25 protein-coding genes and 1 tRNA gene are annotated in these 26,547 nt (G+C 67.9%); 11 read left to right on the forward strand and 15 right to left on the reverse strand.

The annotated features are described in order from the left end of the window. The first annotated feature begins 14 nt into the window (after window positions 1-14). A complete protein-coding gene (locus tag O3139_RS00955) occupies window positions 15-1,217 on the forward strand; it encodes an FAD-dependent oxidoreductase (RefSeq protein WP_269515027.1) in 1,203 nt (400 codons plus the stop codon). 7 nt (window positions 1,218-1,224) lie between these two features. Here the strand turns inward: O3139_RS00955 and O3139_RS00960 are convergent, their stop codons facing one another. Continuing rightward, window positions 1,225-1,593, reverse strand: a complete 369-nt coding sequence (locus tag O3139_RS00960; protein WP_269515028.1) for a DUF805 domain-containing protein — start codon at window positions 1,591-1,593, stop codon at window positions 1,225-1,227. Window positions 1,594-1,596: 3 nt separating this feature from the next. Then, complete coding sequence (locus O3139_RS00965; RefSeq protein ID WP_269515029.1) at window positions 1,597-3,213, reverse strand: serine hydrolase; 1,617 nt, start codon at window positions 3,211-3,213, stop codon at window positions 1,597-1,599. A 142-nt stretch (window positions 3,214-3,355) separates the two neighbouring features. Between O3139_RS00965 and O3139_RS00970 the strand changes: the two genes are divergently transcribed. Then, on the forward strand, window positions 3,356-4,768 hold the full coding sequence (locus O3139_RS00970; protein WP_269515030.1) for a serine hydrolase domain-containing protein: 1,413 nt from the start codon (window positions 3,356-3,358) through the stop codon (window positions 4,766-4,768). Between the two features lie 6 nt (window positions 4,769-4,774). On the opposite strand, the gene O3139_RS00975 is transcribed toward O3139_RS00970, so the two are convergent. Beyond that, window positions 4,775-5,416 (reverse strand): LysE family translocator, encoded by a 642-nt coding sequence (locus O3139_RS00975; RefSeq protein ID WP_269515031.1) that lies wholly within the window; start codon window positions 5,414-5,416, stop codon window positions 4,775-4,777. A 123-nt stretch (window positions 5,417-5,539) separates the two neighbouring features. On the opposite strand from O3139_RS00975, the gene clpB reads away from it, so the two are divergent. Next, complete coding sequence (gene clpB / locus O3139_RS00980; RefSeq protein ID WP_269515032.1) at window positions 5,540-8,128, forward strand: ATP-dependent chaperone ClpB; 2,589 nt, start codon at window positions 5,540-5,542, stop codon at window positions 8,126-8,128. 64 nt (window positions 8,129-8,192) lie between these two features. Here clpB and O3139_RS00985 read toward each other — a convergent pair whose 3' ends face one another. Continuing rightward, window positions 8,193-8,372: a YegP family protein gene (locus O3139_RS00985; RefSeq protein WP_269515033.1), complete on the reverse strand. Its 180-nt coding sequence runs from the start codon at window positions 8,370-8,372 to the stop codon at window positions 8,193-8,195. A gap of 112 nt (window positions 8,373-8,484) precedes the next feature. Here O3139_RS00985 and O3139_RS00990 point away from each other — a divergent pair, with 112 nt between their 5' ends. After that, complete coding sequence (locus O3139_RS00990; RefSeq protein ID WP_269515034.1) at window positions 8,485-9,324, forward strand: hypothetical protein; 840 nt, start codon at window positions 8,485-8,487, stop codon at window positions 9,322-9,324. Between the two features lie 437 nt (window positions 9,325-9,761). Then, on the forward strand, window positions 9,762-10,112 hold the full coding sequence (locus O3139_RS00995; RefSeq protein WP_269515035.1) for an endonuclease domain-containing protein: 351 nt from the start codon (window positions 9,762-9,764) through the stop codon (window positions 10,110-10,112). Window positions 10,113-10,711: 599 nt separating this feature from the next. Here the strand turns inward: O3139_RS00995 and O3139_RS01000 are convergent. Beyond that, entirely contained in the window at window positions 10,712-12,211 is a 1,500-nt protein-coding gene (locus tag O3139_RS01000) for a phosphomannomutase/phosphoglucomutase (RefSeq protein WP_269515036.1), read from the reverse strand. A 125-nt stretch (window positions 12,212-12,336) separates the two neighbouring features. Here O3139_RS01000 and O3139_RS01005 point away from each other — a divergent pair, with 125 nt between their 5' ends. From O3139_RS01005 to O3139_RS01015, 3 genes are read left to right on the forward strand one after another with little or no spacing between them, the layout of a single operon-like run. Then, entirely contained in the window at window positions 12,337-13,380 is a 1,044-nt protein-coding gene (locus tag O3139_RS01005) for a serine hydrolase domain-containing protein (protein WP_269515037.1), read from the forward strand. Window positions 13,381-13,435: 55 nt separating this feature from the next. Continuing rightward, window positions 13,436-14,152: a 2,3-bisphosphoglycerate-dependent phosphoglycerate mutase gene (locus O3139_RS01010; protein ID WP_269515038.1), complete on the forward strand. Its 717-nt coding sequence runs from the start codon at window positions 13,436-13,438 to the stop codon at window positions 14,150-14,152. Then, window positions 14,149-14,778, forward strand: coding sequence for a bifunctional diaminohydroxyphosphoribosylaminopyrimidine deaminase/5-amino-6-(5-phosphoribosylamino)uracil reductase RibD (locus tag O3139_RS01015; RefSeq protein WP_269515039.1), 630 nt, complete (start codon window positions 14,149-14,151; stop codon window positions 14,776-14,778). The genes O3139_RS01010 and O3139_RS01015 overlap by 4 nt, the downstream gene beginning before the upstream one ends. Before the next feature lie 262 nt (window positions 14,779-15,040). On the opposite strand, the gene hisS is transcribed toward O3139_RS01015, so the two are convergent. The 5 genes from hisS to O3139_RS01040 all read right to left on the reverse strand — a co-directional run bounded on the left by hisS (window position 15,041) and on the right by O3139_RS01040 (window position 19,805). Next, window positions 15,041-16,534, reverse strand: coding sequence for a histidine--tRNA ligase (hisS, locus tag O3139_RS01020; RefSeq protein WP_269515040.1), 1,494 nt, complete (start codon window positions 16,532-16,534; stop codon window positions 15,041-15,043). A 69-nt stretch (window positions 16,535-16,603) separates the two neighbouring features. Then, on the reverse strand, window positions 16,604-17,836 hold the full coding sequence (locus tag O3139_RS01025; RefSeq protein WP_269515041.1) for a DUF418 domain-containing protein: 1,233 nt from the start codon (window positions 17,834-17,836) through the stop codon (window positions 16,604-16,606). Between the two features lie 76 nt (window positions 17,837-17,912). Further along, on the reverse strand, window positions 17,913-18,482 hold the full coding sequence (locus O3139_RS01030) for a phthalate transporter (RefSeq protein WP_269515042.1): 570 nt from the start codon (window positions 18,480-18,482) through the stop codon (window positions 17,913-17,915). Continuing rightward, on the reverse strand, window positions 18,482-19,363 hold the full coding sequence (locus tag O3139_RS01035; RefSeq protein ID WP_269515043.1) for a 3-hydroxybutyryl-CoA dehydrogenase: 882 nt from the start codon (window positions 19,361-19,363) through the stop codon (window positions 18,482-18,484). Before O3139_RS01035 ends, O3139_RS01030 begins: the two co-directional genes overlap by 1 nt. A 109-nt stretch (window positions 19,364-19,472) precedes the next feature. After that, window positions 19,473-19,805 carry a YggT family protein gene (locus tag O3139_RS01040; protein ID WP_269515044.1) on the reverse strand — a complete coding sequence of 111 codons (333 nt, stop codon included), beginning with the start codon at window positions 19,803-19,805 and terminating at the stop codon, window positions 19,473-19,475. 139 nt (window positions 19,806-19,944) lie between these two features. On the opposite strand from O3139_RS01040, the gene O3139_RS01045 reads away from it, so the two are divergent. Together O3139_RS01045 and O3139_RS01050 are read left to right on the forward strand one after the other, a co-directional pair. After that, window positions 19,945-20,020, forward strand: a tRNA-Ala gene (locus O3139_RS01045). A 49-nt stretch (window positions 20,021-20,069) separates the two neighbouring features. Beyond that, window positions 20,070-21,017: a rhodanese-related sulfurtransferase gene (locus tag O3139_RS01050; RefSeq protein WP_269515045.1), complete on the forward strand. Its 948-nt coding sequence runs from the start codon at window positions 20,070-20,072 to the stop codon at window positions 21,015-21,017. Between the two features lie 24 nt (window positions 21,018-21,041). Here the strand turns inward: O3139_RS01050 and O3139_RS01055 are convergent, their stop codons facing one another. The 5 genes from O3139_RS01055 to O3139_RS01075 form a co-directional block, all read right to left on the reverse strand. Continuing rightward, the gene (locus O3139_RS01055) at window positions 21,042-21,329 is read right to left on the reverse strand and encodes an HPr family phosphocarrier protein (RefSeq protein ID WP_269515046.1); all 288 of its coding nucleotides are present in this window, start codon (window positions 21,327-21,329) and stop codon (window positions 21,042-21,044) included. Window positions 21,330-21,331: 2 nt separating this feature from the next. Further along, a complete protein-coding gene (locus O3139_RS01060) occupies window positions 21,332-21,736 on the reverse strand; it encodes a PTS sugar transporter subunit IIA (protein ID WP_269515047.1) in 405 nt (134 codons plus the stop codon). 109 nt (window positions 21,737-21,845) lie between these two features. After that, on the reverse strand, window positions 21,846-22,283 hold the full coding sequence (locus O3139_RS01065) for an HPr kinase/phosphorylase (RefSeq protein ID WP_269515048.1): 438 nt from the start codon (window positions 22,281-22,283) through the stop codon (window positions 21,846-21,848). Further along, window positions 22,280-23,908 (reverse strand): ATP-binding protein, encoded by a 1,629-nt coding sequence (locus O3139_RS01070; RefSeq protein WP_269515049.1) that lies wholly within the window; start codon window positions 23,906-23,908, stop codon window positions 22,280-22,282. Before O3139_RS01070 ends, O3139_RS01065 begins: the two co-directional genes overlap by 4 nt. Beyond that, window positions 23,877-24,581, reverse strand: coding sequence for a response regulator transcription factor (locus tag O3139_RS01075; protein ID WP_269515050.1), 705 nt, complete (start codon window positions 24,579-24,581; stop codon window positions 23,877-23,879). Before O3139_RS01075 ends, O3139_RS01070 begins: the two co-directional genes overlap by 32 nt. 197 nt (window positions 24,582-24,778) lie before the next feature. Between O3139_RS01075 and O3139_RS01080 the strand changes: the two genes are divergently transcribed. Next, window positions 24,779-26,488, forward strand: a complete 1,710-nt coding sequence (locus O3139_RS01080) for a hypothetical protein (protein ID WP_269515051.1) — start codon at window positions 24,779-24,781, stop codon at window positions 26,486-26,488. Window positions 26,489-26,547: the final 59 nt, after the last annotated feature.

The raw sequence follows: 26,547 nt of genomic DNA on the forward strand, positions 1-26,547 counted from the left end.
TGCCCCGGGCCAGCGTGAAAGGTCCCGCGGACGTCGCCATCGCCGGTGCCGGTCCGACCGGTCTGGCGCTCGCCCTGATGCTGAGACGTCAGGGACGGCGCGTCGTCGTCCACGAACGGTTCGATGCCCCGCGCCCCGTCGGTGCGGGCTTCATGCTGCAGCCGACCGGGCTTCATGTGCTGGACCGGCTGGGTCTGACGTCGCGGATCACCGCCCTCGGCCAACCGCTGAACCATGTGTTCGGGCGGGAGGCACGCCGTCGCCGGATCGTGCTGGACGTCAGATATTCGGACCTGAAGACCCCTCGCCCCGACGGCATCAACGCCCTCGGCGTCCACCGCGCGAGTATCTTTCACATCCTGCACGACGCCTGCCGGGCCGAGGGAGTCACGTTCCAGACCGACACCGAGGTCGTCTCCGCGTCCGACGGGCGGCTGACCATGGCCCGGGGCGGGGTCGGTCCGGCCTTCGACCTGGTCGTCGATGCCTCGGGCGCGCGCTCGCCGATCGCCCACGCCCTGCTCGTCGCCCAAGGCTCACGCCGCGCCGAACTGCCCTGGGGCGCGCTGTGGGCCACGGTTCCCTGGCCGGGCGCGCCCTTCGACGAGGGCGCGCTGGAACAGGTCTATCGCGGGGCGTCGCGCATGATCGGCGTCCTGCCCTGCGGCACCCGGCCGGACGGCCCCGACCGGCTGGCGACCTTCTTCTGGAGCCTGAAGCACGCCGATCACTCCGCATGGCTGACGGCCGGTCTGGAGCCGTGGAAGGCCGAGGTCCGCGCCCTGTGGCCCGAGGTGTCTCCGGTCCTCGACACGATCACCGACCCGGATCAGCTGACGCTCGCCCGCTACGGCCACCACACCCTGCCCCTGCCGGTGGCCGACCGTCTGGCCGTCGTCGGCGACGCGGCCCATTCGACCAGCCCCCAGCTGGGTCAGGGCGTGAACATGGGGCTGCTGGACGCCCAGGCCCTGGCCGATGCGCTGGACGCCCACGCCGACCTGACAGAGGCGCTTTCGGCCTATGCCGCCGCGCGGCGCTGGCATGTCCGCCTGTATCAGGCCCTGTCGATGGGCTTCACCCCCTTCTACCAGGCCGACGGCCGCGCCCTGCCCTGGGTCCGCGACCATGTCCTGGGCAAGCTGGCCCGCCTTCCCTTCGCGGCCCGGATGCTGGCGGCGACGGTGTCGGGGGTGCTGCTGGATCCGAGGCGGTAGCACGACGCTATGTCGGGGCGGGATCCGTCTTCGCGATCGGCGGCCAGACCCCGATCACGATCATCACCAGAAGTGAGAACCCGCCCAGCAAAAGTCCGTAGACCTCCTGTGAAACGGGCACAGGAACACCGAGGCCACGCATGAATCCGCCGACGAATCCCAATCCGAATGGTGCTGTGGCCCACCATCCGGTTGAGCCGAAGTCGTGAAGCCTGCGCACGCCGGTGAAAAGCCAGACTGGCAAGCTCACCAGCGAGGCGACGCTCGGTCCAGCGATGGCATGAACGAACAGATAGAGCAGGACGAGGCCGCCGATGCTCAGCCAATATTCCCCGCGTGAGCTACGGCCCGACCATGCAGCGAGAAAACCCTTCATGGCTCAAACCTTCGTCAGTTTCAGGTCCTGGTAGTCGTAGCTGAAGTCGATATCCGGGCTGACGCCCTTGACCGTGGCGCGGACCGGCCGACCGTCCTCGATCTCGAAGGTGATGAAGGCGTCTTCCTCGCGCTTGTCCGGGAACCGCGTCCGCATCGTCTCGCCGTCATAGGGCTCCAGCGGCCCCTGCAGCGACGGCGTGTGGGTGAAGCTCAGCCACAGGGTCACATCGCGCGCCTCGATCGTGATGTCGCCGTACCAGGGATCGCGCCAGGTGCCGACATAGGCCGACAGGGGCAGGGACGGCCTGGCCCCCGCCGCCTGTTTCGCATCGATCTCGACCGCCGCCGCCAGGGACCTGGCGGTGCCGTCGGCCTCCAGCTTCTTCGAATCCGCGATCCAGTCGAAGCCCGTCTTGCCCATGACGATGTCGGCGAGACCGCTGCGCAGGGTCCGCAGCAGGAAACTCTCCTCGGCATTGGAGAAGACGCAGAAGCCCGCATTGCGGCCCGGAATCAGCACCGTCGCCGAGATCCCGCCGGGCGAGCCCCCGCCATGGCTGATCAACCGCTCGCCGCGATAGTCCTGGACCTGGAAGCCCATCGCATAGGTCGAGGCGATGGCCCGGCCGGGCAGGGCGGCCGTCGGCCCCTCGCTGCCCGAGACAATGATGTTGGGCCGCCACATCTCGCGCGCCGTGTCCTCCGAGAACAGCCGCGTGCCGTCCGGCAGGAGGCCGAGGTTCAGCCGCACCGCCATCCATTTCGCCCAGTCGGTCGGGGTGGTGCAGATGCCGCCTGCCGCCGCCGCATTGTCCCAGTTCCAGACCTCGGCGATGCTGTCGGCGATCTGCGTCATCGCGCCCTGATACCGCAGGGGCGGGCCGACGCGGGCGTGGGGCAGGGCCGATTTCGCCGGATCGGCCAGCCGCGCCAGGGGCACGGTGTCGGCCATGCCGACCCGGTCCAGCACCCGCGTCTGAACGAAATCCTCCCACGCCATGCCCGACACCGCCTCCAGCACCGCGCCGGCGATCACGAACATCAGGTTGCAGTAATGGTAGCGCGCCCGGAAGCCGTCCTCGATCGGCACGAAGGCGGCCTGGGCCACGACCTCGGCCCGCGTCCGGTCCGTATTGGGCCAGAACAGCAGGTCCCCGGCCCCCAGGCCGAAGCCCGCCCGGTGGCTGAGCGTGTCGCGCACCGTGATGTGTTCACCGATATAGGGGTCCGACAGGGTGAAGCCGGGCAGATAGGTCCTGACCGGTTCGTCCCACTTCACCCTGCCCTCGTCGACCAGCATGGCCAGACAGGCGGCGGTGACGTTCTTGGTGTTCGACGCAATGGCGAACAGGGTGTGTTCGTCGGCGGATGCTGCCTGTCCCTGAACCTTGACCCCATACCCCTTGGCCAGCACGGCCTGCCCGTCCTTGACCACCGCGATGCCGAGCGCGGGCTGGTCCGGCCAGGCGGCCAGGCAGGCGGTCACGAAGGCCTCGACCTGATCCGCCAGCGCGCCTGCGTCGTTCGCGCGGGTTTGCGCCCATCCGACGGCGGGCGTGACCATGGCCGCCAGGCTGGCGGACATCAGGGCCGAACGGCGGGTCAGCGAAAGCGACATGGGCGGTCTCCGGGGGGTCAGACGGCGACGCTATCGCGCGCGGGCCCGCCCTGTCACCCCGTCATCCGGTTCGGCTGTCAGGACCCGTCGGCTTGACCGGCCCGACGATGCGGGCTCCCTTCGCGCCAACCTGGGGGAAGACATGATGGACCGACGTGAACTGATCGGGGCGGCTCTGGTCGCCCTGGGTCTGGGCGGCTGCGGCGAGGCGGCGGGGTCCGAGCCACAGGTGAGCGCGTCGACCGGCGCGCCGCCCGCCCTCCCCGACGGCCTCGCCGGGACGCTCGAGGCCCTCATCGAGGAGTCCGGCAGCGTCGGCGGCATGGTGGTGGCCGCGCGTCACGGCGCACTGGCCGGCGTCTACACCTGGGGCGACGCGCGACGCTCTCCCCGGCGGCCCGTGACGTCGGAAACCCTGTTCCACATCGGATCGAACGGAAAGTTCGTCACCGGGGTCGCTGTGCTCCAGCTGGTGCAGGACGGCCGGATCGCCCTGACCGACCGTCTGGGCGACCACGTCACGGGCCTGCCCGGGGTTCTGTCGCGGACGCCGGTCGCCAACCTGCTGCACCAGACGTCGGGCCTGCCGGACTATCTGGATCAGATCGAGGACTGGTCCGCGCCGGTCACCCGGCAGATGATCTTCGACGCCGTCGCCGAGGGGCGCGACTTCGAGCCGGGCGAGGCCTGGGCCTATTCCAACACCAACTATTTCGTCCTCGGCTGGCTGATCGAGGCCGTGTCGGGGATGCGCTATGCCGACTACGTCCGCCAGCACGTCTTCGCCCCCGCCCGGCTGCCCTTCGCCCGCCCCGATGCCACCGCGAGCGACATTCCCGCCCGCGCCCAAGGCTATACCCTCGACGGCGACGCCCTCGCCAGGGCCGACCGGATGGATGACGCGATGAGCCGCGCCGCCGACGGGGGCGTGCTGTTCAGCGCCCTGGACTGGGCCCCCTGGTGTCAGGCCCTGGCCGCCTCGACCCTGCTGGACGCCGCAACCCGGGCCCTGGCCTATCAGCCCGGCCGCCTGCGGACCGGCCGCGAGGCCCCCTATGGCGCGGGCGTCTTCCTCGAGCGCTGCCGCGGCGAGGCCTGCCAGCACCATACCGGCTCGGTGCCCGGCTTCGCGTCCCAGCGCATGGCGTTCGCGGGCTCGGGCGTCCAGGTGCTGGCGGTCTCCAACACCGACGGCGACGGCGAGCCGCCGCTGGAGGATCTGTGTCTGGCCATGGCCGAGGCCCTGGCCCCGGGCTCGACCTGGACGACCCAGCCCCTGCTGGACGAGGACGACCGCACGGCCCTCCTGCGCCGCGCCTTTCGCCGGGCCGATGCCGACCTGCCCGACAGCCTGCTGGCCTCCGAGGTCATCGCCTCGGGCGGAGACACCGCGCCGTCCTGGGGCGTCAAGGCCGGCCACGTCTTCGCCCCCGTCGAGCGCTGGCCCGTGCCCGGCGGCCAGATGGTCCGCTATCGCTGGGTCGGCGACGACGATGAGACCGGCCATGTGGTGGTCGGCTGGACCGAAGACGACGAGGTCTTCTGGATCTACTGATCCGGTTCAGCCGCGCGTTTCCCACGCCATCCAGACCGCCACGGCAGCGACCCCCAGCGCCATCGCTCCCCGCGCCCGGCCGCCCCGGGCCTGGCCGCCGACCATCCCCGCAACCCGCGCGGCCCCCATCACGATAGAGGCGTGCACGATCACGGCGACGGCCAGATGCAGGGTTCCCAGAATCAGGGCCTGGGTCAGCGCCGGGCCGTGGTCGGGCCGGATGAAGGTCGGCAACAGGGCGACGTAGAAGACCGCCGCCTTGGGATTCAGCAGATTGCCGGTCAGTCCCCGCAGGAACAGCGCCTGCCGCGTCCCTCCGTCATCCGTCCGGTCCGCCCCGGCCCCGCCGCCGCGCCAGGCGTCCCAGGCCAGCCACAGCAGGAAGGCCACCCCCGCCCAACGCATGACCTGAAACGCCAGCGGCCAGACCAGCAGCACCCGCGTCAGGCCGAAGGCCGAGGCCAGCATCCAGACGGCCAGGCCCAGGGTGATGCCCACCACGGCCGCCAGCCCGGCCGTCCGCCCCCGCCCCGCGGCCACCAGGGCCAGCCAGCCCATGTTCGGCCCCGGTGTCAGCTCGATCAGCGACACGGCGACCAGAAACGGCAGGATCACGGACGGATCGACGGGCCAGAGGGCGTGGGGCATGACGGGACCCTAGCGCCATCCGCCCCCTTGTGCGCCCCCCCGCCCGCGACCACCTGTCTTTCAGACCAGGGCGTCGCTTCGTGTGAGGGCGCCTGAAACCCTTCCGCCTTCATGGGGATGCAGATGAACCTCGACCTCTATTCCGACCGCGCCAAACAGGCGGTCCAGTCCGCCCAGTCGCTGGCCCTCGCCCGCAAACACCAGCAGTTCGCGCCCGAGCACCTGCTGAAGGTGCTGCTGGAGGAGCGCGACGGTCTGGCCCGCACCCTGATCACCTCGGCCGGCGGCGATCCCGCGAAAGCGACCGACGCCGCCGAGGCCCTGCTGAAGAAGCGCCCCCAGGTCGAGAGCGCCAGCAGCCAGCTCTATCTGGACGGCACCACCGCCCGGGTCTTCGCCCATGCCGAGGCCGCCGCGAAGAAGGCCGGCGACGCCTTCGTCACCACCGAACGGATCCTCGCCGCCATCGCGCGGGAGGGCGGCCCGGCCGGCGAGGCCCTGAAATCCGCCGGCGTCACCGCCGACAGGCTGGATGCGGCCGTCGCCGATATCAGGAAGGGCAAGACCGCCGACTCCGCCGGGGCCGAGGACGCTTATGAGGCGCTGAAACGCTATGCCCGCGACCTGACCCAGGCCGCCCGCGACGGCAAGATCGACCCCGTCATCGGCCGCGACGAGGAGATCCGCCGCACCATCCAGGTCCTGGCCCGCCGTACCAAGAACAACCCCGTCCTGATCGGCGAGCCCGGCGTCGGCAAGACCGCCATCGTCGAGGGGCTGGCGCTCCGCATCGTCAACGGCGACGTGCCCGAGAGCCTGAAGGACAAGGCGGTGATGGCGCTCGACATGGGCGCCCTGATCGCCGGGGCCAAATACCGCGGCGAGTTCGAGGAGCGGCTGAAGGCCGTGCTGGGCGAGGTCACGGCCGCCGAGGGCCAGATCATCCTGTTCATCGACGAGATGCACACCCTGGTCGGGGCCGGAAAGGGCGACGGCGCCATGGACGCCTCCAATCTGCTGAAGCCCGCCCTGGCGCGCGGCGAGCTGCACTGCGTCGGGGCCACGACCCTGGATGAATACCGCAAATACATCGAGAAGGACGCCGCCCTGGCCCGCCGCTTCCAGTCGGTCTTCATCGACGAGCCGAGCGTGGAGGACACCGTCTCCATCCTGCGCGGCCTGAAGGAGAAGTATGAGGTCCACCACGGCGTCCGCATCAGCGACAGCGCCATCGTCGCCGCCGCCACCCTGTCCAACCGCTACATCACCGACCGCTTCCTGCCCGACAAGGCGATCGACCTGATCGACGAGGCCGGGTCGCGCGTGCGCATGGCCGTCGATTCCAAGCCGGAATCGCTGGACGAGATCGACCGCCGTCTGGTCCAGCTGAAGATCGAGCGCGAGGCCCTGAAGAAGGAGACCGACGCCGCCTCGAAACTGCGCCTTGAGAAACTCGACGATGAAATCAGCGACCTGCAGGTCGAATCCGACGCCCTGACCACCCGCTGGAAGGCCGAGAAGGACAAGGTCGGACAGGGTGCCCAGCTCCGCGAGACCCTGGATCGCCTCCGCGCCGAACTGGCCGCGGCCCAGAGGAACGGCGACCTCGGCCGGGCGTCCGAGATCGCCTATGGCCAGATCCCCCAGATCGAGAAGCAACTCGCCCAGGCCGAGGCCGACGAGAACTCAGGCGGCGGCCCGCTGACGCCCGAGGTCGTCGACGCCGAACAGATCGCCGCCGTCGTCTCCCGCTGGACCGGGGTTCCGGTCGACAAGATGCTGGAGGGCGAACGCGAGAAGCTGCTGTCGATGGAGGATGCGCTCCGCGGCCGCGTCGTGGGTCAGGACGCCGCGCTGGAGGCCGTCGCCGACGCCGTCCGCCGGGCCCGCGCCGGCCTGAACGACCCCAACCGCCCGCTGGGCAGCTTCCTGTTCCTCGGCCCCACCGGCGTCGGCAAGACCGAGCTGACCAAGGCCCTGGCCGCCTTCCTGTTCGACGACGAGACCGCCATCACCCGCATGGACATGTCGGAATACATGGAGAAGCACAGCGTCTCCCGCCTGATCGGCGCCCCTCCGGGCTATGTCGGCTATGACGAGGGCGGGGCCCTGACCGAGGCGGTGCGCCGCCGCCCCTATCAGGTCGTCCTGTTCGACGAGGTCGAAAAGGCCCACCCCGACGTCTTCAATGTGCTGCTGCAGGTGCTGGACGACGGCCGCCTGACCGACGGTCAGGGTCGCGTCGTCGACTTCAAGAACACATTACTGATCATGACCTCCAACCTCGGCTCCGACGCCCTGGCCAACCAGAACGAAGGCGACGACGTGGAGGCCGTGCGCCCCTACGTCATGGAGGCGGTCCGCGCCCATTTCCGCCCGGAGTTCCTGAACCGCATCGACGAGATCATCCTGTTCCGCCGCCTCGGCCGCGACCAGATGGCCGGCATCGTCCGCATCCAGCTGGCCCGTCTGGAAAAGCTGATGGCCGACCGCCGCCTGACCCTGTCCATCGACGACAGCGCCCTCGCCTGGCTGGCGGACAAGGGCTACGACCCGGTCTATGGGGCGCGCCCGCTCAAGCGGGTGATCCAGAAGGACCTCGTCGATCCGATGGCGAAGAAGCTGCTGGCCGGGGAGTTGGAGGACGGCTCGGTGATCGCCGTGTCAGCGGGGGCGGAGGGGCTGGAGATCGGGAAGGCGCGGGTGCATTAGGGCTTGCACCGCTTGTGATCCGGTATTTCGGGGGCAGTCGCGGGATGGGCGAACCACCGGGCCGCTATACGCTGCGGTCCGCAACGCTGGCGTCGGAAACATGCTTTCTGAGGGTTTCAATCGCTCTCTTGGCACCCTCTCGGGTGGAGTACCCCTCGGTCGCGAATAACGTTTCACTATTGTACTTAAACCTCACGCGGAACTCTCCAGCCTTATCGCGATAGATTTCAAACGAATAGGCCAAGCGCTGCTCCTTCCGGCAAGGTTGTCGAGCTCGGCCCACTGAGCCCAAGCTGCTTGACAATCCTACCTATCTTGGTGCCCGAAAGGAAGGTCGCCAAGGGACGAAAGATAGAATGTCAGGCATGCCAAAATGGTCGCCGAAAAACCCGCTGGAGGTGATCGCGATATTTATCGCCCTGATCTACGGGATATGCGCACTCCTGCTTGGCTCTACAGTATCTGGACTAGAGAAAATCAACCAGACCATTATGGTGTGGTTCATAGTCTTGTTTCCTGTAGCTGTACTCGTCGTCTTTGCTTGGTTAGTTCGTAATCATCACAAGAAACTTTACGCCCCCGGAGACTACCGATCCGACGACGCATTCCATGGCAATCAAGCGGCCTCTGATGACCTCGGGGCGAGACTGCAAAGCAGTGAAACGATCGATAGCCAAGATGACTCTCTAGGCGAAGCGACTGCAGCGGTGACTGGCTCAGATATTGATACCGCAGTTGAAATCTCAGAAAGACCCACTGAAACGGTGAGCGCTCCGCCGGCATCAAATTCGATAGCCGATCTGTATTTAGCGGAAGGTTTAGCGTTTCAGGAACTCCAGAAGGAATTTGACGCAGCGGTTCGACGACATCTTCAGGTGCCTGCTGTTGGAGGCGGCCTGACCGTAGTTGATGGAATTCTGGAAACGAAGTCCGGAACCGCTTTCGTAGAGGTAAAGGTAATACGGCGGCTAGGAGATTTGGCGCGCCGCGTAAGAGAAGTATTTGCCTCTCTAGAAAAAATCAATCTGATGGCCTATGATGGGACCCCCCTCCTAGTCGCAGTATTTGTCGTTGCGGATGACGTTGTCACGCCGTTGTTGGCGAAACACTTGCGTAAGTTTCAGATGATGAGCAAGGCAAATATTGAGGTAAGAATTTTCTCTGTTGCAACGCTAAAAAGGAAGTACGGGTTGTAGCCCGACCTCGTGACCAGCTCTACACTCGGCTGTTTTGACGCAGCCCTCCACACTCAACACACACGACGACCCCCGCGTCTCCACGGGGGCCTCCGGTCTTCTCGCCGCCGGATGTCCCCGGCTAGGGGTTGATGACGACCTTGATGCAGCCGTCGGTCTTTTCCTGGACCATCGTCCAGGCGTCGGGGTCGGCACCCCTCGCCCTTCTCCCCTTGCGGGTGGAGGAGGAGCGCAGCGCGATCCGACGACGGGTGGCAGCCGAAGGCTGACGGATGAGGGGGCGCACGGGAGGGGCTGGTGAGGGATCCGGCGGAGGACGCAGGTTCGACGTCTGAGTGACCCCTCATCCGACCTCGCTGCGCTCGGCCACCTTCTCCCGCAAGGGGAGAAGGGCAGCTGATTCGACTTCCAGCGAACATTGTTCTATCTTTGTTCTCATGAAGCCAACGAACGAATGGTTGCAGTCGCGGGCGAAGGCGATGCGCCGCGCGCCGGTGCTGTACGAGCGGCGGATGTGGGCCCTGCTGCGGGACCGCCGCCTCGAAGGGCTGAAGTTCCGGCGGCAAAAGGTCATCGGCCGCTACATCGTCGACTTCGTCTGTTTCCGGCATCGGCTGATCGTCGAGGCCGACGGGCCGCAGCATGACGACCCGGAGGCGGACGCCGCCCGCGACGACTGGTTGGCAGCGCAGGGCTTTCGCGTCCTCCGCTTTCCCAACCGCCAGATCGAGAACCGCAGCCACGAGGTCATCGCCGCCATCCGCGCCGCCGCCGCGCCTCAGACCTGATCGCATCGGACGGATTGAACTCGGAACGGGAGAGGACGGAATGTCCGCTTCGCCCACCCGAACTGTCCGCGCTCGCTTCGAGAAGCCCTGCGATTTCAACACCCGTCCGGTTTAACATCCCCTCGAACCCGCCCGCATCGGAAACCCGTCTATGATCTTGCCGTCCCGTCGCACGGGGAAGGCGTCCTGGGCCCAGGACCCGGACGCGCGGCGGGGTCGATCGCAGGGTTGCCGGGGCGAAACCCCGGGTCCGGCGGCGCACTGGGCGTCGTCGCCTGTCGTGGGCTGAGAGTCGGAGAAGGACGAATCGGGAAGAACCGAGACGCCGGGAAAGGTCCCCGGCGTTCCCGACACAAGACATCCTGCCCCCGAACGCTTGCGAAAACCGGTCGAGCGGAGCCACGGCGACCACGCCGAAACTCTTTTACAGGCGGCCGTCGGCGACGGCGTCCGCCACGGTCCCGGGCGAGATCGCCCTGGCTCCGCCGCTTCCCCGCCTCTCCCGGCCGAACGGCCAGGGAGCGCAGACGGCTGTCTCCTCCCCGTCCCGCAGGGATGGGGAGGTGGATGCGAGCCCTTGCGAGCAGACGGAGGGGTTCTCAGATTTCCTGGTTGTAGGCCCCGACCTCGGGGTGGGCCGCCAGCCGGGGTTTGACCTCCTCGCGGAACAGGGCGCGCATGTCGTCGGCGGACCGCATGGATTCGACGACCACGACCAGTTCCGGCTTGTTGGAAGAGGCCCGCACCAGAACCCACGACCCGTCGTCCAGATGGACCCGCGCGCCGTTGACGGTGATGACCTCGACGATCTTGCGCCCCAGGATCGAGCCGCCTTCGGCCCCCAGTTTTTCGTATTCGGCGACGATTTTGGCCAGGACGTCGTATTTGATCTCGTCGTCGCAGTGGGGCGACATGGTCAGGCTGGTCCAGGCGTCCGGCAGGGACGACTTCAGCGCGAACAGGGTCTTGCCGGGGTTCCTGTCCAGCATTTGCAGGACGGCGGCGGCGGCGACCAGGCCGTCGTCGTATCCCCGCCCGATCGGGTTCGCCAGGAAGAAGTGGCCCGACTTCTCGAACCCGGCCAGCGCCCCCAGCTCGGCGGTCTTGCGCTTGATGTAGGAGTGGCCGGTCTTCCAGTAGACGGTGGTCGCGCCGTTGGCGGCCAGCACCGCGTCGGTCTTGTACAGGCCCGTCGATTTCACATCGACGACGAAGGTGGCATTGGGGTGCAGGGCCGACAGGTCGCGGGCCAGCAAGAGGCCGATCTTGTCGGCGAAGATCTCCTCGCCGGTGTCGTCGACCACCCCGCAGCGATCGCCGTCGCCGTCGAAGCCCAGAGCGAGGTCGGCGCCCGTCTCGCGGACCCGCTCGGCCATCTGCACCAGCATGGCGTGGTCTTCCGGGTTCGGATTGTATTTCGGGAAGGTCCAGTCGAGGTCGGTGTCCATCTCGATCACCTCGGCCCCCATCCGGCGCAGGGCCTCGGGCGCGAAGGCCCCGGCCGTGCCGTTGCCGCAGGCGCAAACGACCTTCAGCGGACGGGTCAGCCGGATCGATCCGACGACCTCCTGGAGGTAGCGTTCGCGGAAATTCTCGACCCGCTCCAGACGCCCGCCGGGCCGGGCGACGCCGGTGCCCTCGAGAACGATCTGCTTCAGCCGGCCGATCTCCTCGGGGCCGAAGGTGACGGGCGGGTTGGTGCCCATCTTGACCCCGGTCCAGCCGTTCTCGTTGTGGCTGGCCGTGACCATGGCCACGCAGGGGGCGTTCAGGGCGAACTGGCCGAAATAGGCCATGGGCGACAGGGCCAGACCGATGTCCAGCACCTCCATCCCGCCTTCCAGAAGGCCCAGGATCAGCGCCTGTTTGACGCTGATCGAATAGGACCGGAAGTCATGACCGACGACGATGCGCGGCTGGACCCCGGTCTCGTGGACATAGGTCGCCAGCGCCAGGCCCAGGGCCTGGATGCCCAGGAGGTTGATCTCCTTCTCCAGGATCCAGCGGGCGTCGTATTCGCGGAACCCCGTCGGCTTCACCAGGGCGGTGGTCTCGTACGCGAAGGTGTTCGGGACCAGGTCCTGGCGGGGCTTCTGCATGGGGCGTCCTTGGGCGAGGGGCTGGGTCGACGGGCGCGGTATAGCCGCAGCCCGGGGGGCGGACAACAACGCGCGACCGGTGGTATGGCTGCGATGACACCGGGCGGTTCGAGGGGATGCGGGGCATGAAGGTTTTGAAGATCGCGGGCCTGGCGCTGGCCCTGTCGCTCGGCGCGGCGGGTGCCCGGGCGCAGACGGCGGCCGAAGGGCTGGCGGCCATGCAGGCGCGGCTGCAGGCGTTCGAGGGCTATGCCGGCGTCTTTGGCGTGTCGCGGGACGGCCAGACCGGGGTCGCGTCCATCGCCCGATCCGACGGCCTCTATCCGGCCGATCCGTCAACGCCGGTCCGCTGGGCCTCGGTGTCCAAAATGATCACGGCGATCCTGGTGTTCCAGCAGATCGATGCCGGGACGATCAGCCTGGACGCGCCTGTTGCGACCTATCTGCCCGGCACGACCGTGGCCAACGCCGACAGGATCACCCTGCGGCAGCTTCTGTCGCACCGCTCGGGCCTGGCGGCGGAGCTGGAGACGCCCGACGGCCCGCCCGGCGACCCCTTGCAGTATTGCGGGGCGGCCAGGGCCGAGCCGGGGTCCGGCTTCTTCTACAACAACTGCGACACCATCGTGGTGGGCAAGGTGCTGGAGGCGGTCACGGGCCAGCCCTTTCTCGACCTGGTCAACAGCCGCATCGGCGCACCGCTGGGCCTGACGCTGACCCTTCCCGAGGGGCCCCGGGTCGAGGCGACGATGGAGGATGGCTCGGTCGAGCCCCGTATCTGGCTTGCCGACTTCGGGCCCGCCGGCGGCCTGTACGGCACGATAGGCGACATGCTGACGATCGATATGGCCCTGATCGAGGGCCGGCTGATCTCGGCCGCATCGCTCGACGCGATGCTGACGGGCGACCCGGCCTCAGGCTATGTCGCGCTCAGCGTCTGGTCGTACTCGCCCGATCTCGGGGCCTGCATCGGCACGACCCGGCTGGTCGAACGTTATGGCGAGATCGGCGGGGTCCAGGTGCGCAACTTCCTGCTGCCGGACCTGAAGGTCGCGCTGGCCATCTATTCCAACGACTACCGGACGGCGTTCGGGGAGGTCTGGCAGGGAGAGGGGCTGTCGATCGACCTGATCCGGGCGGCGGTCTGCGGGGCGTCTTCCGCCGCTTGACCGGGCCGGGCGTGCGCCCTACCCCGGTGGGCCGCCTTCGGAGAGCCCGCGCCCCATGCCTCGACTGATCCTGTTGCGTCACGGCCAGAGCCAGTGGAACCTCGAGAACCGCTTCACCGGCTGGGTCGACGTCGATCTGACGGCGGAAGGCGAGGCCCAGGCGCGGCACGGCGGCACCCTGATCGCCCGGGCTGGATTCAGACCGGCGGTCATGTTCACCTCGGTCCTGACGCGGGCGAAACGCACCGGGGCGCTGGCGCTGCAGGCGGCGGGCCTGGCGGATGTGCCCGTCATCGCCGACTGGCGGCTGAATGAACGGCACTACGGCGGCCTGACCGGGCTCGACAAGGCCGAGACCGCGCGCCTTCACGGCGAGGATCAGGTCCGGATCTGGCGGCGCAGCTATGACATCCCGCCCCCGGCCCTCGAGGCCGGCAGCGAATGGGATTTCTCGACCGACCCCCGCTATGCCGGACAGGCCATTCCGGACACCGAAAGCCTGAAGACCACCCTGGACCGTGTTCTGCCCTACTGGAACTCGGCGATCGCGCCCCGGCTGGCGGCGGGCGAAGACGTGCTGATCGCAGCCCACGGCAACAGCCTGCGCGCCATCGTCAAGCACCTGTTCGCGGTCCCGGATGACCAGATCGTCGGCGTCGAGATCCCGACCGGCAATCCGCTGGAGATCGACCTCGATTCCACGCTGAAGCCGACCGCTGCCCGCTATCTGGACGCGGACCGGGCGACCGCACTGCCGGGACTCCCCGCGTGAGCGACGCCGCAGCCGACCAGATCCACATGCGCCGGGCCATCGACCTGGCGCTGGCCCGCATGGGCGAGACCTGGCCCAATCCCGCCGTGGGCTGCGTGATCGTCAAGGACGGCGTCGTCCTGTCGGAGGCCGCGACGGCCCCGGGCGGCCGCCCCCATGCCGAGGAGCAGGCCGTGCCCGCGGCCGGTGTCGGCGTGGCCGGGGCCACGGCCTATGTGACGCTCGAACCCTGTGGCGCGCGCTCGTCGGGCCGCGCCTCCTGCGCGCAGTTCCTGGCCGAAGCGGGCATCGCAAGGGTGGTGGTGGCCGCGCTCGATCCCTCTCCGTTCGCCTCGGGCCGGGGCACCGAGCGGCTGCGCCAGGCGGGCCTTCAGGTCGAGACGGGGCTGATGAAGGACGAGGCGGGCGTTCTGTCCGAAGGCTTTCTGCACCGGCTGGAGACCGGCCGTCCGATGGTCCGGATCAGCGCCGACGGAACCGGGTTCGACGCGCGATTTGCGGCCTCCCCCCGCGCGGATCTGGTCACGGAGCTGAAACGCCTGGGCGAGGCCGGATATACGCGGCTCTGGACCGGTCCGGGCGAGCTGGCGGATGCGCTGAGCGAGCAGGGGCTGCTGACATCCTAGAATTCTGTCGCGCGTGATCGGGAGACGCCCTCGGATCAGGGCGTGAAAAAGCCCGCTGCGGGGGATACATCGCAGCGGGCTTTCTCGCTCTCTGTGGAGCGGACGTTTCCTCCCCGAAACGCCTTCGTCCAGCGGCTGCGCCTTGCGGCACCGCGCCGTTCGAGTGGGTTCAAATGACCGATCGGCCGGGGCCAAGTCAATCAAACCGCACGGCTTTTGAGACGGTTTTCTGACTTATCGTCGATAAGTCGGTGCTCGAGGGTCAGGTTATCGAAGAAGCGTCGATAATGCGGCGGATGGTGGCGACCAGTGCGTTCCGCGCAACCGTGATCTGGCCGGGTCGTTCGGCCTTCCAGACGTCGTTGTCGGCGACACCGGCGGCCAGCTGGCGACCGGCGTCCAGATCCTTGATCGTCACCTGACCCGCCGCGATCTCGTCTCCGCCGAGCATGACGACAGCCGGTGAACCGCGTCGATCGGCGTATTTCATCTGGGCCTTCATGCCCGCCCGACCCAGATAGAGTTCGGCCGCGACCCCTGCGTTGCGCAGTTCCGAAACCGCATCGAGATAGGCCTGCATATCGTCCTGGCCGAAAACGATGACGACGACGGGCCCCCGGGTCGCGCCGTCGGTTCGCCCGGCGGCCCGGAGCGCCGAGGCCAGTCGCGAAACCCCGAACGAGAAGCCGGTCGCCGGCGTGGACTCGCCCGTGAACCGCGCCACCAGATCGTCGTAGCGCCCGCCGCCGCCGATCGAGCCGAACCGCACGGGCCGTCCCTTGTCGTCGGTGGTATCCAGCAACAGCTCCGCCTCGAACACCGCGCCGGTATAGTATTCCAGCCCGCGCACGATGGTCGGATCGAAGCGGACGGCATCCTGGCTCACCCGCATGGCGCCCAGCGCCCGGTCGATCCCGGCCAGTTCTTCCAGCGCGGCCTCGCCTGCCGCGCCCAGCCCGCCGGAGCGGGCGATGGCATCAAGCGTCGCGGCCCGCGTGCGCTGTCCGTCGCCGGCGGACCCCAGGAAGGCCTCGATCGTCGTGGCCACGCCGAGCGGCAGATTGGCACCCCGGGTGTAGTCGCCGCTCTCGTCCAGACGGCCCTCGCCCAGAAGCGCCGCAACACCCGACCAGCCCAGACGGTCGAACTTGTCGATCGCCCGCAGCGCGGTCAGGCGCTGGGCCGGATCGGTGACCCCGCCGGCCTCGAACAGACCATCGAACAGCTTCCGGTTCGAGACCCGGACCACGGCCTGGCCCGGCGGGAGCCCGGCCGCCTGCAGACCCTCGCAGGCCATGGCGATGATCTCGGCATCGGCCTCGGGACGGTCGGAGCCGACGGTGTCGGCGTCGCACTGGGTGAATTCGCGAAAGCGCCCCGGCCCCGGCTTTTCGTTGCGCCATACGGACCCGAACGCATAGCGACGGAAGGGCTTGGGCAGGGTCTCCCAATTCTGCGCCGCGAACCGGGCGAGCGGCGCGGTCAGATCGTAGCGCAGCGCCATCCATTGATCGTCGTCGTCCTGGAGAGCGAACACCCCCTCATTCGGACGGTCGGCGTCGGGCAGGAACTTGCCCAGCGCATCGGCATATTCGAACGCGCCCGTGTCGAGCGGCTCAAAGCCCCAGCGCTCATAGACCTCCGACACCCGCTGGACGATGCGGCGCTCGGCGATCAGGCCCGGCCCGCGGCGATCGGCGAAGCCACGCGGGCTTCGGGCTTCGGGGCGGGCAGGGAGCGGCGCGGCGTCGGTCATGGCCGGGCTTCTAGAGCGTGAAGGGTCGAGGGTCGAGGGTCGCGCGGCCGCAGACCTCTTTCCCGGCCCCTATTTGCGGATCGTCACCAGCCGCCCGTAGGTCAGGCATCGCCAGACCCATTCCAGCGGCCCCAACTGGAAAGCCGACAGCCACAAGGGGGACCAGATCAACTGCAGCGCCCAGATGGCGATCACGATCGGCCACAGGCCCGCAGGCCCCAGGGTGCCCATCCATTCGGGGCCCCAGGGCAGGTAGAAGACGCTGGCCATGACAAGGGACTGCGTCAGATAGTTGGTGAAGGCCATCCGGCCCACCGGCACGAGCCGGTCCGTGAAGACTCTGAGCCCGACACGGCTGAGCAGCAGCAACATGGAGATGTAACCGATCGTGATCAGCGGCGCCAAACCCCCGGCCGCATCGTCCAGCCCGTTGATCGGCAGGCTCGCGGGCATCCTGCCCGGTGCGCTGGCCCAGCCGTCGACAGCCAGGATCGCCGCGGCGATGCCGACGAACAGGATGTAGAGCGCGACCGGCGCCCGGCCAGTCAGGAAGCCGCTCTTGAACAGACCGAGGCCAACCATCATCAGCGGTACCGACACCGGGATCAGGAACAGGCTCATCACGGCCAGGGTGGCCCATGCCTTCAGGTTCTCGATCCAGGGCGCCATGCCGCCGACCTGATAGGCTGCGACGGCGGCGTTGATCTGCTCCATCGTGACCTCCGGGGAGCCGGCCGCCACCTTGGCGGAGAGTTCCGGACCGAGGGCACCCAGCAGAAGGGGAGCCGCCGTCGCGAAGAGCATCCAGACGGCCGAGATCGATCCACCCGCCCAAAGCAGTCGTCCCGGGCTCCAGGACCGGACCAGAAGCATGACCAGCCCGCAGGAGGCGTAATGCAGCAGGATATCGCCGTACCAGATCGCCACACCGTGGATCAGGCCGAACACCGCCAGCCAGAACAGGCGGCGGCGCAGCAGACGCCCCCGATCACGGTCTTGCCGCTCGCCTCCCACAAGGAACACGGACACGCCGAAAAGCATGGTGAACAGAGTGCGGAACTTGTCCTGGAAGAAGACATCGACCGCCCACTGACCCCATGCGTCGCCACCGGTATGGCCGAACGGATCGCCCGTCGCCATTTCCGCCTCCATGGGCCAGGCGAAGGCCATGGCATTGACGGCCAGGATCCCCAGGATCGCCCAGCCGCGCAGCATGTCGAGCTGGACGATGCGATCCTTCGGCGTCACGGGCGTCAGGCGCCCGGACGTCGGGGTTTTCAGCGCCTCGGCTGGCATGGACATGGTTCAGTTCCCCCGAAATGACGTCGCCACCTTGCCGTGGAACATGACGTCGTAAACCGTATTCGCCCGGGTGGGATCAGAGGCGCGGGGCCTGTCTCATGACGCCCAGACGGTCGCGGACCATTTCCGGCGCGGGCGTGAAGGCAAGGTAGGCGGCGCACAACCCCGCCCACAGGGCATAGCTGACGCCGACCAGGATGGCGACGGGCAGTCCGCCCACGCCGTAAATCAGCAGTACCGTCTCGGTCGAACCGACGGCCTCCAGCGGATTGGCCGATCCGAACCAGCCCAGGACGGTCATGGTCAGCGCCAGCACGACCTGCAGCGAAGCAGCCAGCAGCCCGCCGTACAGCATGAACCGCCAGACGATCCCCAGCCGCGTGGCCGGACGACCGGTCCGCCGACGCTCCCGCGCGATCAGCCACAGACCCAGCGGCACGCCGACCAGACCGATCAACACGGCCAGCAGGCGGAAATCGAAGTCGCGACCCGGCAGCCAGTTCTGTGGCGGCCAGACCAGAAACGTCAGGATGAAGGGTGGCCACAGCACGCCGGCAAGGATCGCCAGGGCGATGGCCGGGCGCGTCCGACGCCAGATGACGGCGGTCTGGCCGGGAAAGCTGGACGGTGTGTCGAACCGGACCATCAGCGCGTGGGGACCGGAACGTCGCCGGAATAGTCATAGAAGCCGCGCCCGGACTTGCGCCCCAGCCAGCCGGCCTCGACGTATTTCACCAGCAGAGGACAGGGCCGGTATTTGCTGTCCGCCAGGCCTTCGTACAGCACGTTCATGATCGCAAGGACGACATCCAGTCCCATGAAGTCCGCCAGGGCCAACGGGCCCATCGGATGGTTGGCCCCCAGCTTCAGCGCCTTGTCGATCGAGGCGACGTTGCCGACGCCTTCGTACAGCACATAGATGGCCTCGTTGATCATCGGCACCAGGATGCGGTTGACGATGAAGGCCGGAAAGTCCTCGGCATTGGTGGTGGTCTTGCCCAGGCTCTCGGCGAAGGCGACGGCGGCGTCATAGGTGGTGGCCGAGGTGGCGATGCCGCGGATGATCTCCACCAACTTCATCACCGGTGCGGGCTTCATGAAGTGCAGACCGATGAACCGGTCCGGCCGGTCCGTCGCTGAGGCCAGCCGGGTGATCGAGATAGAGGATGTGTTGGAGGCCAGCAGGGTGTCGGGCCCTAGATAGGGGACCAGATCAGCGAAGACCGCCTTCTTGATCGCCTCGTCCTCGACCGCCGCCTCGATGACCAGATCGGCCTTGCCGACCTCGGCCAGGGTGCTGATGCCCGCGATCGCGGCCAGGGCCTCGTCAGCCTGGGCCTGGGTAAGGGTTGTCCGCGCGACCTGGCGGGCCAGGCTCGCGCCGATCGCGCCGATCGCGGCCGGCAGGCGGGCGGCCTCCACGTCGAAAAGGCTGACGCGGTAACCGCCCAGCGCGACGGCCTGGGCGATCCCGGCTCCCATCTGGCCTGCGCCGATGATGGCCACTGTCTTGATCGAGGAAGTCATGAAGTCGTGGTCGGCAACGGCGTTTCGCCCGGTCGTCGGCACCTTAAGAGCCTATCGACGCGGCGCAAGGCTGGAATGCCGCAATGCGGCATACGGGGTCAGGGCGTGTCTATACGCCACCGGCGAAAATCACCGCCAGGGCGTTGCCGAACGGAGGCAGGAGGTAGGTCCGGATGCCTGAAATGATGAGCAGGGCGATGATGGGCGTGATGTCCACGCCTCCCAGCGGAGGAATGACCCGACGCAGGGGGGCCAGCACCGGCGTCACGACGGAATCCAGGAAACTGGCCAGCTGTCCGACGAACCGGTTGCGATAGTTGATTACGTCGAAAGCGAACAACCAGCTGAGAATCGCCGAAACAATGATGGCGAGCCAGAGCAGGAAAAACAGCTGATCGACGATGAAATAGATGAATCCTGCAATGCCGCCGCCGATGCCCACGATCGTCTCCAAAACGTCTGTGTCCGCTTCCTAGCTGCGGGACGGCCAAAGGCCAAGCGATCTGAGGCCCGGGGCCAGCGGCCCGTTGACACTCCCCGGTCGCGCCGCCTATGTCCCGCCCTCGCCTTCACCCGGTAACGGGGCCGTAGCTCAGTTGGTAGAGCGCGTCGTTCGCAATGACGAGGTCAGGGGTTCGACTCCCCTCGGCTCCACCACCCTGCCTCGCGCTGGTGCGCTTCGCAGGGCAGGCAGGAAGGGGCTTCGATGACAGAACAGTCGATCCGCGTGGCCGCCCTCTACCGGTTCGCACCCGTGGCCGATCCCGGAGCCTTGCGCGCCTGGCTGGAGACCCTTTGCGGCGACCGGGTGCGCGGCACGCTGCTCGTCGCGCACGAGGGCGTCAACGGAACCATCGCCGGACCCGTGAACGCGGTTGATCGCGTCATCCAGGGCCTGCGCGCCAGGCCGGGGTTTGCCGATCTGGAGGTCAAGTACAGTCACGCTGCGACCCCGCCCTTTCACCGTCTGAAAGTCCGCGTGAAGCCCGAGATCGTGACCATGGGCCAGCCGGGTATCGATCCCGTGCTGGACGCCGGGACCTATGTGGCGGCGGAGGACTGGAATGCCCTGATCGCGGACCCGGATACGGTCGTCATCGACACCCGCAACGCCTATGAGGCCGACGTCGGGGCCTTCGTCGGCGCGGTACAGCCCAATACGCGCACGTTCCGCGATTTTCCCGACTGGTTCGCGCGCGAGGGTCGCGCCCTGCTGGACCGACCCGTTCCGCCCAGGGTCGCCATGTACTGTACCGGCGGAATCCGCTGCGAGAAGGCGACCGCCTGGCTGAAGGCGCAAGGGGTCGCGGACGTACACCACCTGCAGGGCGGAATCCTGCGCTATCTGGAGACGGTGCCCGAAAGCGAAAGCCTGTGGCAGGGCGAATGCTTCGTCTTCGACGAGCGGGTCGCGGTCGGCCATGGGCTGGAGCGGGGAACGCACAGCCTGTGCCGGGGTTGTCGCATGCCGGTCAGCGAGACCGGACGGGCATCGCCCCGGTTTATGGAGGGCGTCTGCTGCGACCGATGTCACGACAGCCGGACCGCGGAACAGCGGACGGGGGCTCTGGAGCGGGATCGACAGGTCCGGCTGGCCGCAGACCGCGGTCAGGCCCACATCGGTACCAGACAGGCCCCTGCCGACCGGTCGTGACCCGATCGATAGCCGTCAGAGAGCCTAGATTTCCTCGTCGAAGCGGCGGGCGACCAGATCGCCCAAGGCCTCGATGGCCGCCTCGGCATCCGGGCCTTCGGCGCTCACCTCGATCGAACAGCCGTTCCCGGCCCCCAGCATCAGAAGGCCCATGATCGAGCGGGCGTCCACGGTCGTGCCGTCGCGCGTCACCCGGATTTCCGATTCGAAGCTTGAGGCCAGTTTGACGAACTTGGCCGACGCCCGCGCATGCAGGCCCCGGGTGTTGCAGATATTGGCGGTGGTCCGCGCGGTCGGAACGCTCTGGCCCACGCCTATTTCTCGCCCGCGAGGACCCAGGACGCCACGGAGATGTATTTGCGGCCCGCGTCCTGGGCATGGGCGACGCAGGTCTCCAGACTCTCGCGCGTGCGCACGCTGGCCAGTTTGATCAGCATGGGCAGATTCAGACCGGCGATGACCTCGGCATGGGTCTGTTCCATCACCGATATGGCCAGGTTCGACGGCGTGCCTCCGAACATATCGGTCAACAGGATGACGCCAGAGCCGTCGTCCACGGCAGCCGCGGCATCGACGATGTCGCGACGGCGGCGCTCCATGTCGTCGTCCGGCCCGATGCAGATGGCCGCGACCCCGCGCTGCGGGCCGACGACATGCTCCATCGCGGACAGGAACTCGGACGCCAGTCCGCCGTGCGTAACGATCACCAGGCCGATCATGCCGACCCCATCCTGAAGGCGTTCAACTGCGAAACATCCCGTTCACACTGCATCGGCGGCCCCCGGTCCGATCCGCAAGCGGGCCTAGATAAAGGAATCCCGCGCCGGGTCAAAGCCGACTGATGGCGAGGGACAGGGTTTCCACCGCCGAGGCCGGCCGGATGTCGAGCGCCATCTGCGCGACAGCCACGCCTGCGATGGCGGTCGTCTGCGGCTCGGGAAGGCGTTCCACAGTCTCCCGGACGCAATCCACACGCAGGGATATCCGGCTCGCGGGCCGATGCTGCAGGTCGAGGATGCCCAGTCCGCGCGCCTCGATCTGGCCGGCGATGGTTTCCACCGGCGCAGCGAAGAGCCGCCCCCCCGAGGCCCAGACGTGAACGTAGTCGTCTCCGACCAGTCGCCAGCCACGGGCAACCAGGCGCAGCGCCAGGTCGCTCTTGCCGCTGCCCGGGCTCCCCATAAGCAACGCCCCCCGCCATCGGCCCCCGACGAAGGTCGTGATCGCCGTCGCATGCAGGGGCGGGTGGCGGCCGGTCGGCGTCACCCCCGGCGACCCGCCACCGGCAGGGTGACCTCGAAGATGGCCCCCAGGCGCGCGCCGTCCGGGCCGGCACGGTTGCTGGCGACCACGTGCCCGCCGTGGGCCTCGACGATCTGCCGCACGATCGACAGGCCGAGGCCCGAATTGGACCCGAAAGCCGTACCGCGCGGCCGCGACGTATAGAAGCGTTCGAACACCGTCTCGAGGTTCTCTGTCGGGATGCCCGGACCGTCGTCCTCGACGCGGATGGCCAGAAGGCGGTCCGGATCGGCGTCGTCGCGGCGCATCGTGACCCGGACCGGGCGGCCGGGCGGGCTGAAGGACCGGGCGTTGTCGATCAGATTGCGGAACACCTGTCCCAGCGGGCCATCGCGTCCCATGACGCGGGCGGGGCCGTCCGGCGCGATGTCCAGAAGGACGGGGGCCTCGCCCGGCTTTCCGGTGGTCTCGTAGACGCCCACGATGTCGGTGAGCAGGCCCGCGAGGTCGACCGGGCGCGGGCGGTCCCGCGACAGTTCGGCATCCAGTCGCGAGGCGTTGGAGATGTCGGTGATCAGCCGGTCCAGCCGCTTTACGTCCTGTTGGAGCACCCGGGTCAGGCGGTCGCGCTGGTCCTTGTCCTTGACCAGATCCAGGGTCTCCAGGGCCGAGCGGATCGAGGTCAGCGGATTCTTGATCTCGTGCGCGACATCGGCGGCGAACCGTTCGATCGCGTCCATCCGGGCAGACAGGGTCTCGGTCATCGATTCCAGCGACCGGGCCAGATCGCCGATCTCGTCGCGACGATCCTCAAGATCGGGCAGGGAGATGGCCCGCGCGCGCTGCAGCCGGACCTGGTCCGCCGCCGCCGACAGGCGCTTGACCGGCCGGGCGACGAACAGATGCAGCAGCAGACTGGCCAGAAGGTTCACGGCCAGGGCCACGAGCGCGAACGGCACCAGCGCCTTGCGCTGGGCGTCCAGAATCTGGTCGACATCGCCCGCTTCCAGTGTCAGCACGCCCAAAACCTGCTGCACATGGCGCACGGGCAGCGACACCGACACCACACGGTCACCATTCTCGGATCGACGGACGGTCGCCTGGGGGTCGCCCGCCAGGGCGGCTTCGATCTCCTGGCCGAGGGCCGTGTTCGCTCGGGTCAGGTTCGCCTGTTCACGCGCGGGATCGGCCTTTTCCCGAACCGGAGAGCCCGCCGGAAGGGCGGGCGGCAAGGGTTCTCCGGGAATCTTGTCCGATACCGCGAAACTGTCGGACACCAGCAGCCCGTAGCTGTCGTACAGCCGCGCCCTCTGACCGCTGGGGATGAAGTTGTCGCGCAGCCAGCGACTGGCCTGGATCGGGTCCAGCGTCGGTTCAGGCTCCCCTTCGGTAATGCCGAGCTGGCCCAGCACGTTCGACAGCAACTCGGCCTGGACCATCAGGCTTTCCTGACGGGCCTGCACCAGCCCCCGATTCCACTCGTTCAGCGCCAGCGCCCCCCCGAACAGGATCAGCAGGCTGAGCAGATTGAGCGCGAGGATCAGCCCGCCGAGCCGCGACCCGCCGAAGCGGATCAGGCGTCGGCGCAGCGGGGCCTCGTCCGCCCCGTCCAGACTGTCAGCTTTCGCGGTAGCGATAACCGACGCCATAAAGGGTCTCGATCGCATCGAACTCGGGATCGACGACCCGGAACTTCTTGCGCATCCGCTTGACGTGGCTGTCGATCGTGCGGTCGTCGACATAGACCTGATCGTCGTAGGCGGCGTCCATCAGATTGTCGCGGCTCTTCACGAAACCGGGCCGCTGGGCCAGGGCCTGAAGCAGCAGGAACTCCGTCACCGTCAGCTTGACCGGCCGTCCGTCCCAGGTGCTCTCGTGACGGGCGGGGTCCATCAGCAGCTTGCCGCGACGGATCGCCTTGCCCGAAATCTCCGCCGACGGTTCCGGCTCGCCGCCGTCGCCGCCCGAGCGGCGCAGCAGGGCCTTCACCCGCTCGATGAGCAGCCGCTGGCTGAACGGCTTGTGCATATAGTCGTCGGCCCCGAGGTTGAAGCCGAGGATCTCGTCGATCTCCTCGTCCTTCGAGGTCAGCATGATGACGGGAATCTGGCTGGTCTGGCGCAGGCGGCGCAGCACCTCCATGCCGTCCATGCGAGGCATCTTGACGTCCAGGATGGCCAGGTCGGGCGGCGACGCCTCCAACGCTTCCAGCCCCGTGGCACCGTCGTGATAGGCGACCACCTTGTGGCCGTGGCTTTCCAGCGCCAGCGACACGGATGCGACGATATTCTCGTCGTCGTCCACCAGAGTGATGTTGGCCAATTCGGTCTCCTCGTCAGTTCCCGTTCAGAACGGGCCCGACCGGTGTCGGATGCGTCTGAACGCGCGGCAAGCGTAACCGTTCGCCTGCGAACGCGGTGACTTTACGGCCACACATCGTTGCTGACCAGATTTCGTTCGCGAAACCGGACCTTAAACCCTTTGTGGCTAGGGTCGGCGCTTAACGTCGAAGCGAGACCATGGCCGGACCCGTCCACTACGAGCTCTATATCCGCAAGACGGTTCCATCGCCCTGGGCCTTGATTCAGGCGACCGAAAACCGCCATCAGGCCATCGAGACCGCCGAGCAGATCCTGAGAGACAAGGAAGCTGTAGCCGTTCGGGTGACCAAGGAGACGATGGATCCTGACACCAAGGAGTTCCAGAGCGTTGCCGTCCTGACCCGTGGCGAGCCCGAGCTTCCCACGAAAAAGGTCGTCGACGCTCCGAGCCAGCCCAATTGCATGGCTCCGGCCCACCTCTATACGCCCCGTGCCCGCGAACTGCTGGGTCGGGTTCTGGAAGACTGGCTGATGCGCCATGGCGTCACGCCATTCGAACTGCTGCATCGGCCCGACCTGGTCGAGCGGCTGGAAGCCTCGGGTGTCGAGGTCCAGCATGCCATCCAGAAAGTCGCCATCCCCGAAAGCCAGGCCACGGGCCAGCCGGCACACGACCTGATCCGGCACTATCAGCACCTGACCGAACAGGCGATGGCGCAGGTAGTGACGGCCGGGCGCAAGGGCACCTTTGTCGACCTGACGGACCGGTCGCTGGCCGACGTGGCCCACAGACTGGCGGGCACGCCGGATCGGGCCTTCGTCATGGGCGGCGTCATCTCGGGGGCGCTGGTGGGTGCCAGAGGCGCACGGGCGCGGCTGGACCGGCTGATGAATCTGGCGGAAAGCGCACCGATGGACGGCGCGCCCCGCGCCCTGGTCATGAGCGCCATTGAGCAGATCCTGGTCGAGCTTCTGGGCGCGCGCAGCAATCTGGCCGAAATCCTCGGCCCCGCCCTGGACCAGGGCGGGAGCCTGGCCGCTGTGGTCCGAATGGTCGCGCCGCGCGAGATCGAGGCCCTGATCGCCCACGATCCGCGCATGGCCCTGCTGGTGCCCGCCGTGGACGGGGCGGCGGTCAGGCTTGGCCAGCGGCTGGACGCCGGTGAGTATCCCACCCTGGCGGCGTCCCTGGCGCGAATGGTCCTCCGCGAACTTCGGGGACCCCGACGGCTGCGGCCGTCCGATGCCACCGGCGAAATCGACATCCTGCGGACCCTGGCCATGTCGCTGACCGCGACGGCAGGGCGACTGCTGATGCTGGAGGACGTCCAGACGGCCTTCATCGAGCGGTCCAGGAGCCTGGTCACGGCTGATTTCGTCCAGGCCTATGTCGCGTCCTGCGATACCGTCCTGTGCGAGGCCGAACAGCTGACCCGCCTGTGCGAGAACGTCACGGGATCGACGAACAAGCGGGCCGCCGCGCGCTGGCTGGTCGCCTGCGTGACCTCGCTTCGGTTCGAGACCGAGATGCGCGGACCCGGTCCGACCCCGGCGCGCAAGCTCCAGGTCCTGGCCCAGCTCCAGCGCTCCGTTCAGTCAGCGGCCCTGATACAGGGTGATGCCGAACAGATCGCTGGCGCGATAGGGGCCCTTGGCGGCGTGATCGAAGCCGAGGCCAAACTGACAGCTCTGTTGGCGCGAGCGCCGGCACCGATCCATCAGAAACTCGCTGCGCTGCTGAGGCTCGCTGCAGGCGAAACCGCCCCCCTGGGCCCAGCTACCGAGCGCGCCAAGGCCGAAGCGATCAGGATGTTTCGGGCTCCGGACGCCCGTGCCGCTCTCAGCGCGGCGCCGGAAGCCCTGGCTCCGTTGAAGACCCTGATGCAGGCAGCCGGCCTGGCGGCATGATCTCACTGCCACCGCCCGAGGCGCGGAATCTCGCGGTCTGAGCCGCGAGAGGCGCCAGC

This window comes from Brevundimonas subvibrioides, from assembly GCF_027271155.1.
In the GTDB taxonomy this organism is placed as follows: Bacteria; Pseudomonadota; Alphaproteobacteria; order Caulobacterales; family Caulobacteraceae; genus Brevundimonas; species Brevundimonas subvibrioides_D.

What these genes read in the sequence shown, in the direction of transcription:
- O3139_RS00960 (WP_269515028.1), bottom strand. Translation starts at nt 1,593, where the DNA reads ATGAAGGGTTTTCTCGCTGCATGGTCGGGCCGTAGCTCACGCGGGGAA.
- O3139_RS00965 (WP_269515029.1), bottom strand. Translation starts at nt 3,213, where the DNA reads ATGTCGCTTTCGCTGACCCGCCGTTCGGCCCTGATGTCCGCCAGCCTG.
- O3139_RS00970 (WP_269515030.1), top strand. Translation starts at nt 3,356, where the DNA reads ATGATGGACCGACGTGAACTGATCGGGGCGGCTCTGGTCGCCCTGGGT.
- O3139_RS00975 (WP_269515031.1), bottom strand. Translation starts at nt 5,416, where the DNA reads ATGCCCCACGCCCTCTGGCCCGTCGATCCGTCCGTGATCCTGCCGTTT.
- clpB (WP_269515032.1), top strand. Translation starts at nt 5,540, where the DNA reads ATGAACCTCGACCTCTATTCCGACCGCGCCAAACAGGCGGTCCAGTCC.
- O3139_RS00990 (WP_269515034.1), top strand. Translation starts at nt 8,485, where the DNA reads ATGTCAGGCATGCCAAAATGGTCGCCGAAAAACCCGCTGGAGGTGATC.
- O3139_RS00995 (WP_269515035.1), top strand. Translation starts at nt 9,762, where the DNA reads ATGAAGCCAACGAACGAATGGTTGCAGTCGCGGGCGAAGGCGATGCGC.
- O3139_RS01000 (WP_269515036.1), bottom strand. Translation starts at nt 12,211, where the DNA reads ATGCAGAAGCCCCGCCAGGACCTGGTCCCGAACACCTTCGCGTACGAG.
- O3139_RS01005 (WP_269515037.1), top strand. Translation starts at nt 12,337, where the DNA reads ATGAAGGTTTTGAAGATCGCGGGCCTGGCGCTGGCCCTGTCGCTCGGC.
- O3139_RS01010 (WP_269515038.1), top strand. Translation starts at nt 13,436, where the DNA reads ATGCCTCGACTGATCCTGTTGCGTCACGGCCAGAGCCAGTGGAACCTC.
- hisS (WP_269515040.1), bottom strand. Translation starts at nt 16,534, where the DNA reads ATGACCGACGCCGCGCCGCTCCCTGCCCGCCCCGAAGCCCGAAGCCCG.
- O3139_RS01025 (WP_269515041.1), bottom strand. Translation starts at nt 17,836, where the DNA reads ATGTCCATGCCAGCCGAGGCGCTGAAAACCCCGACGTCCGGGCGCCTG.
- O3139_RS01030 (WP_269515042.1), bottom strand. Translation starts at nt 18,482, where the DNA reads ATGGTCCGGTTCGACACACCGTCCAGCTTTCCCGGCCAGACCGCCGTC.
- O3139_RS01035 (WP_269515043.1), bottom strand. Translation starts at nt 19,363, where the DNA reads ATGACTTCCTCGATCAAGACAGTGGCCATCATCGGCGCAGGCCAGATG.
- O3139_RS01050 (WP_269515045.1), top strand. Translation starts at nt 20,070, where the DNA reads ATGACAGAACAGTCGATCCGCGTGGCCGCCCTCTACCGGTTCGCACCC.
- O3139_RS01060 (WP_269515047.1), bottom strand. Translation starts at nt 21,736, where the DNA reads ATGATCGGCCTGGTGATCGTTACGCACGGCGGACTGGCGTCCGAGTTC.
- O3139_RS01070 (WP_269515049.1), bottom strand. Translation starts at nt 23,908, where the DNA reads ATGGCGTCGGTTATCGCTACCGCGAAAGCTGACAGTCTGGACGGGGCG.
- O3139_RS01080 (WP_269515051.1), top strand. Translation starts at nt 24,779, where the DNA reads ATGGCCGGACCCGTCCACTACGAGCTCTATATCCGCAAGACGGTTCCA.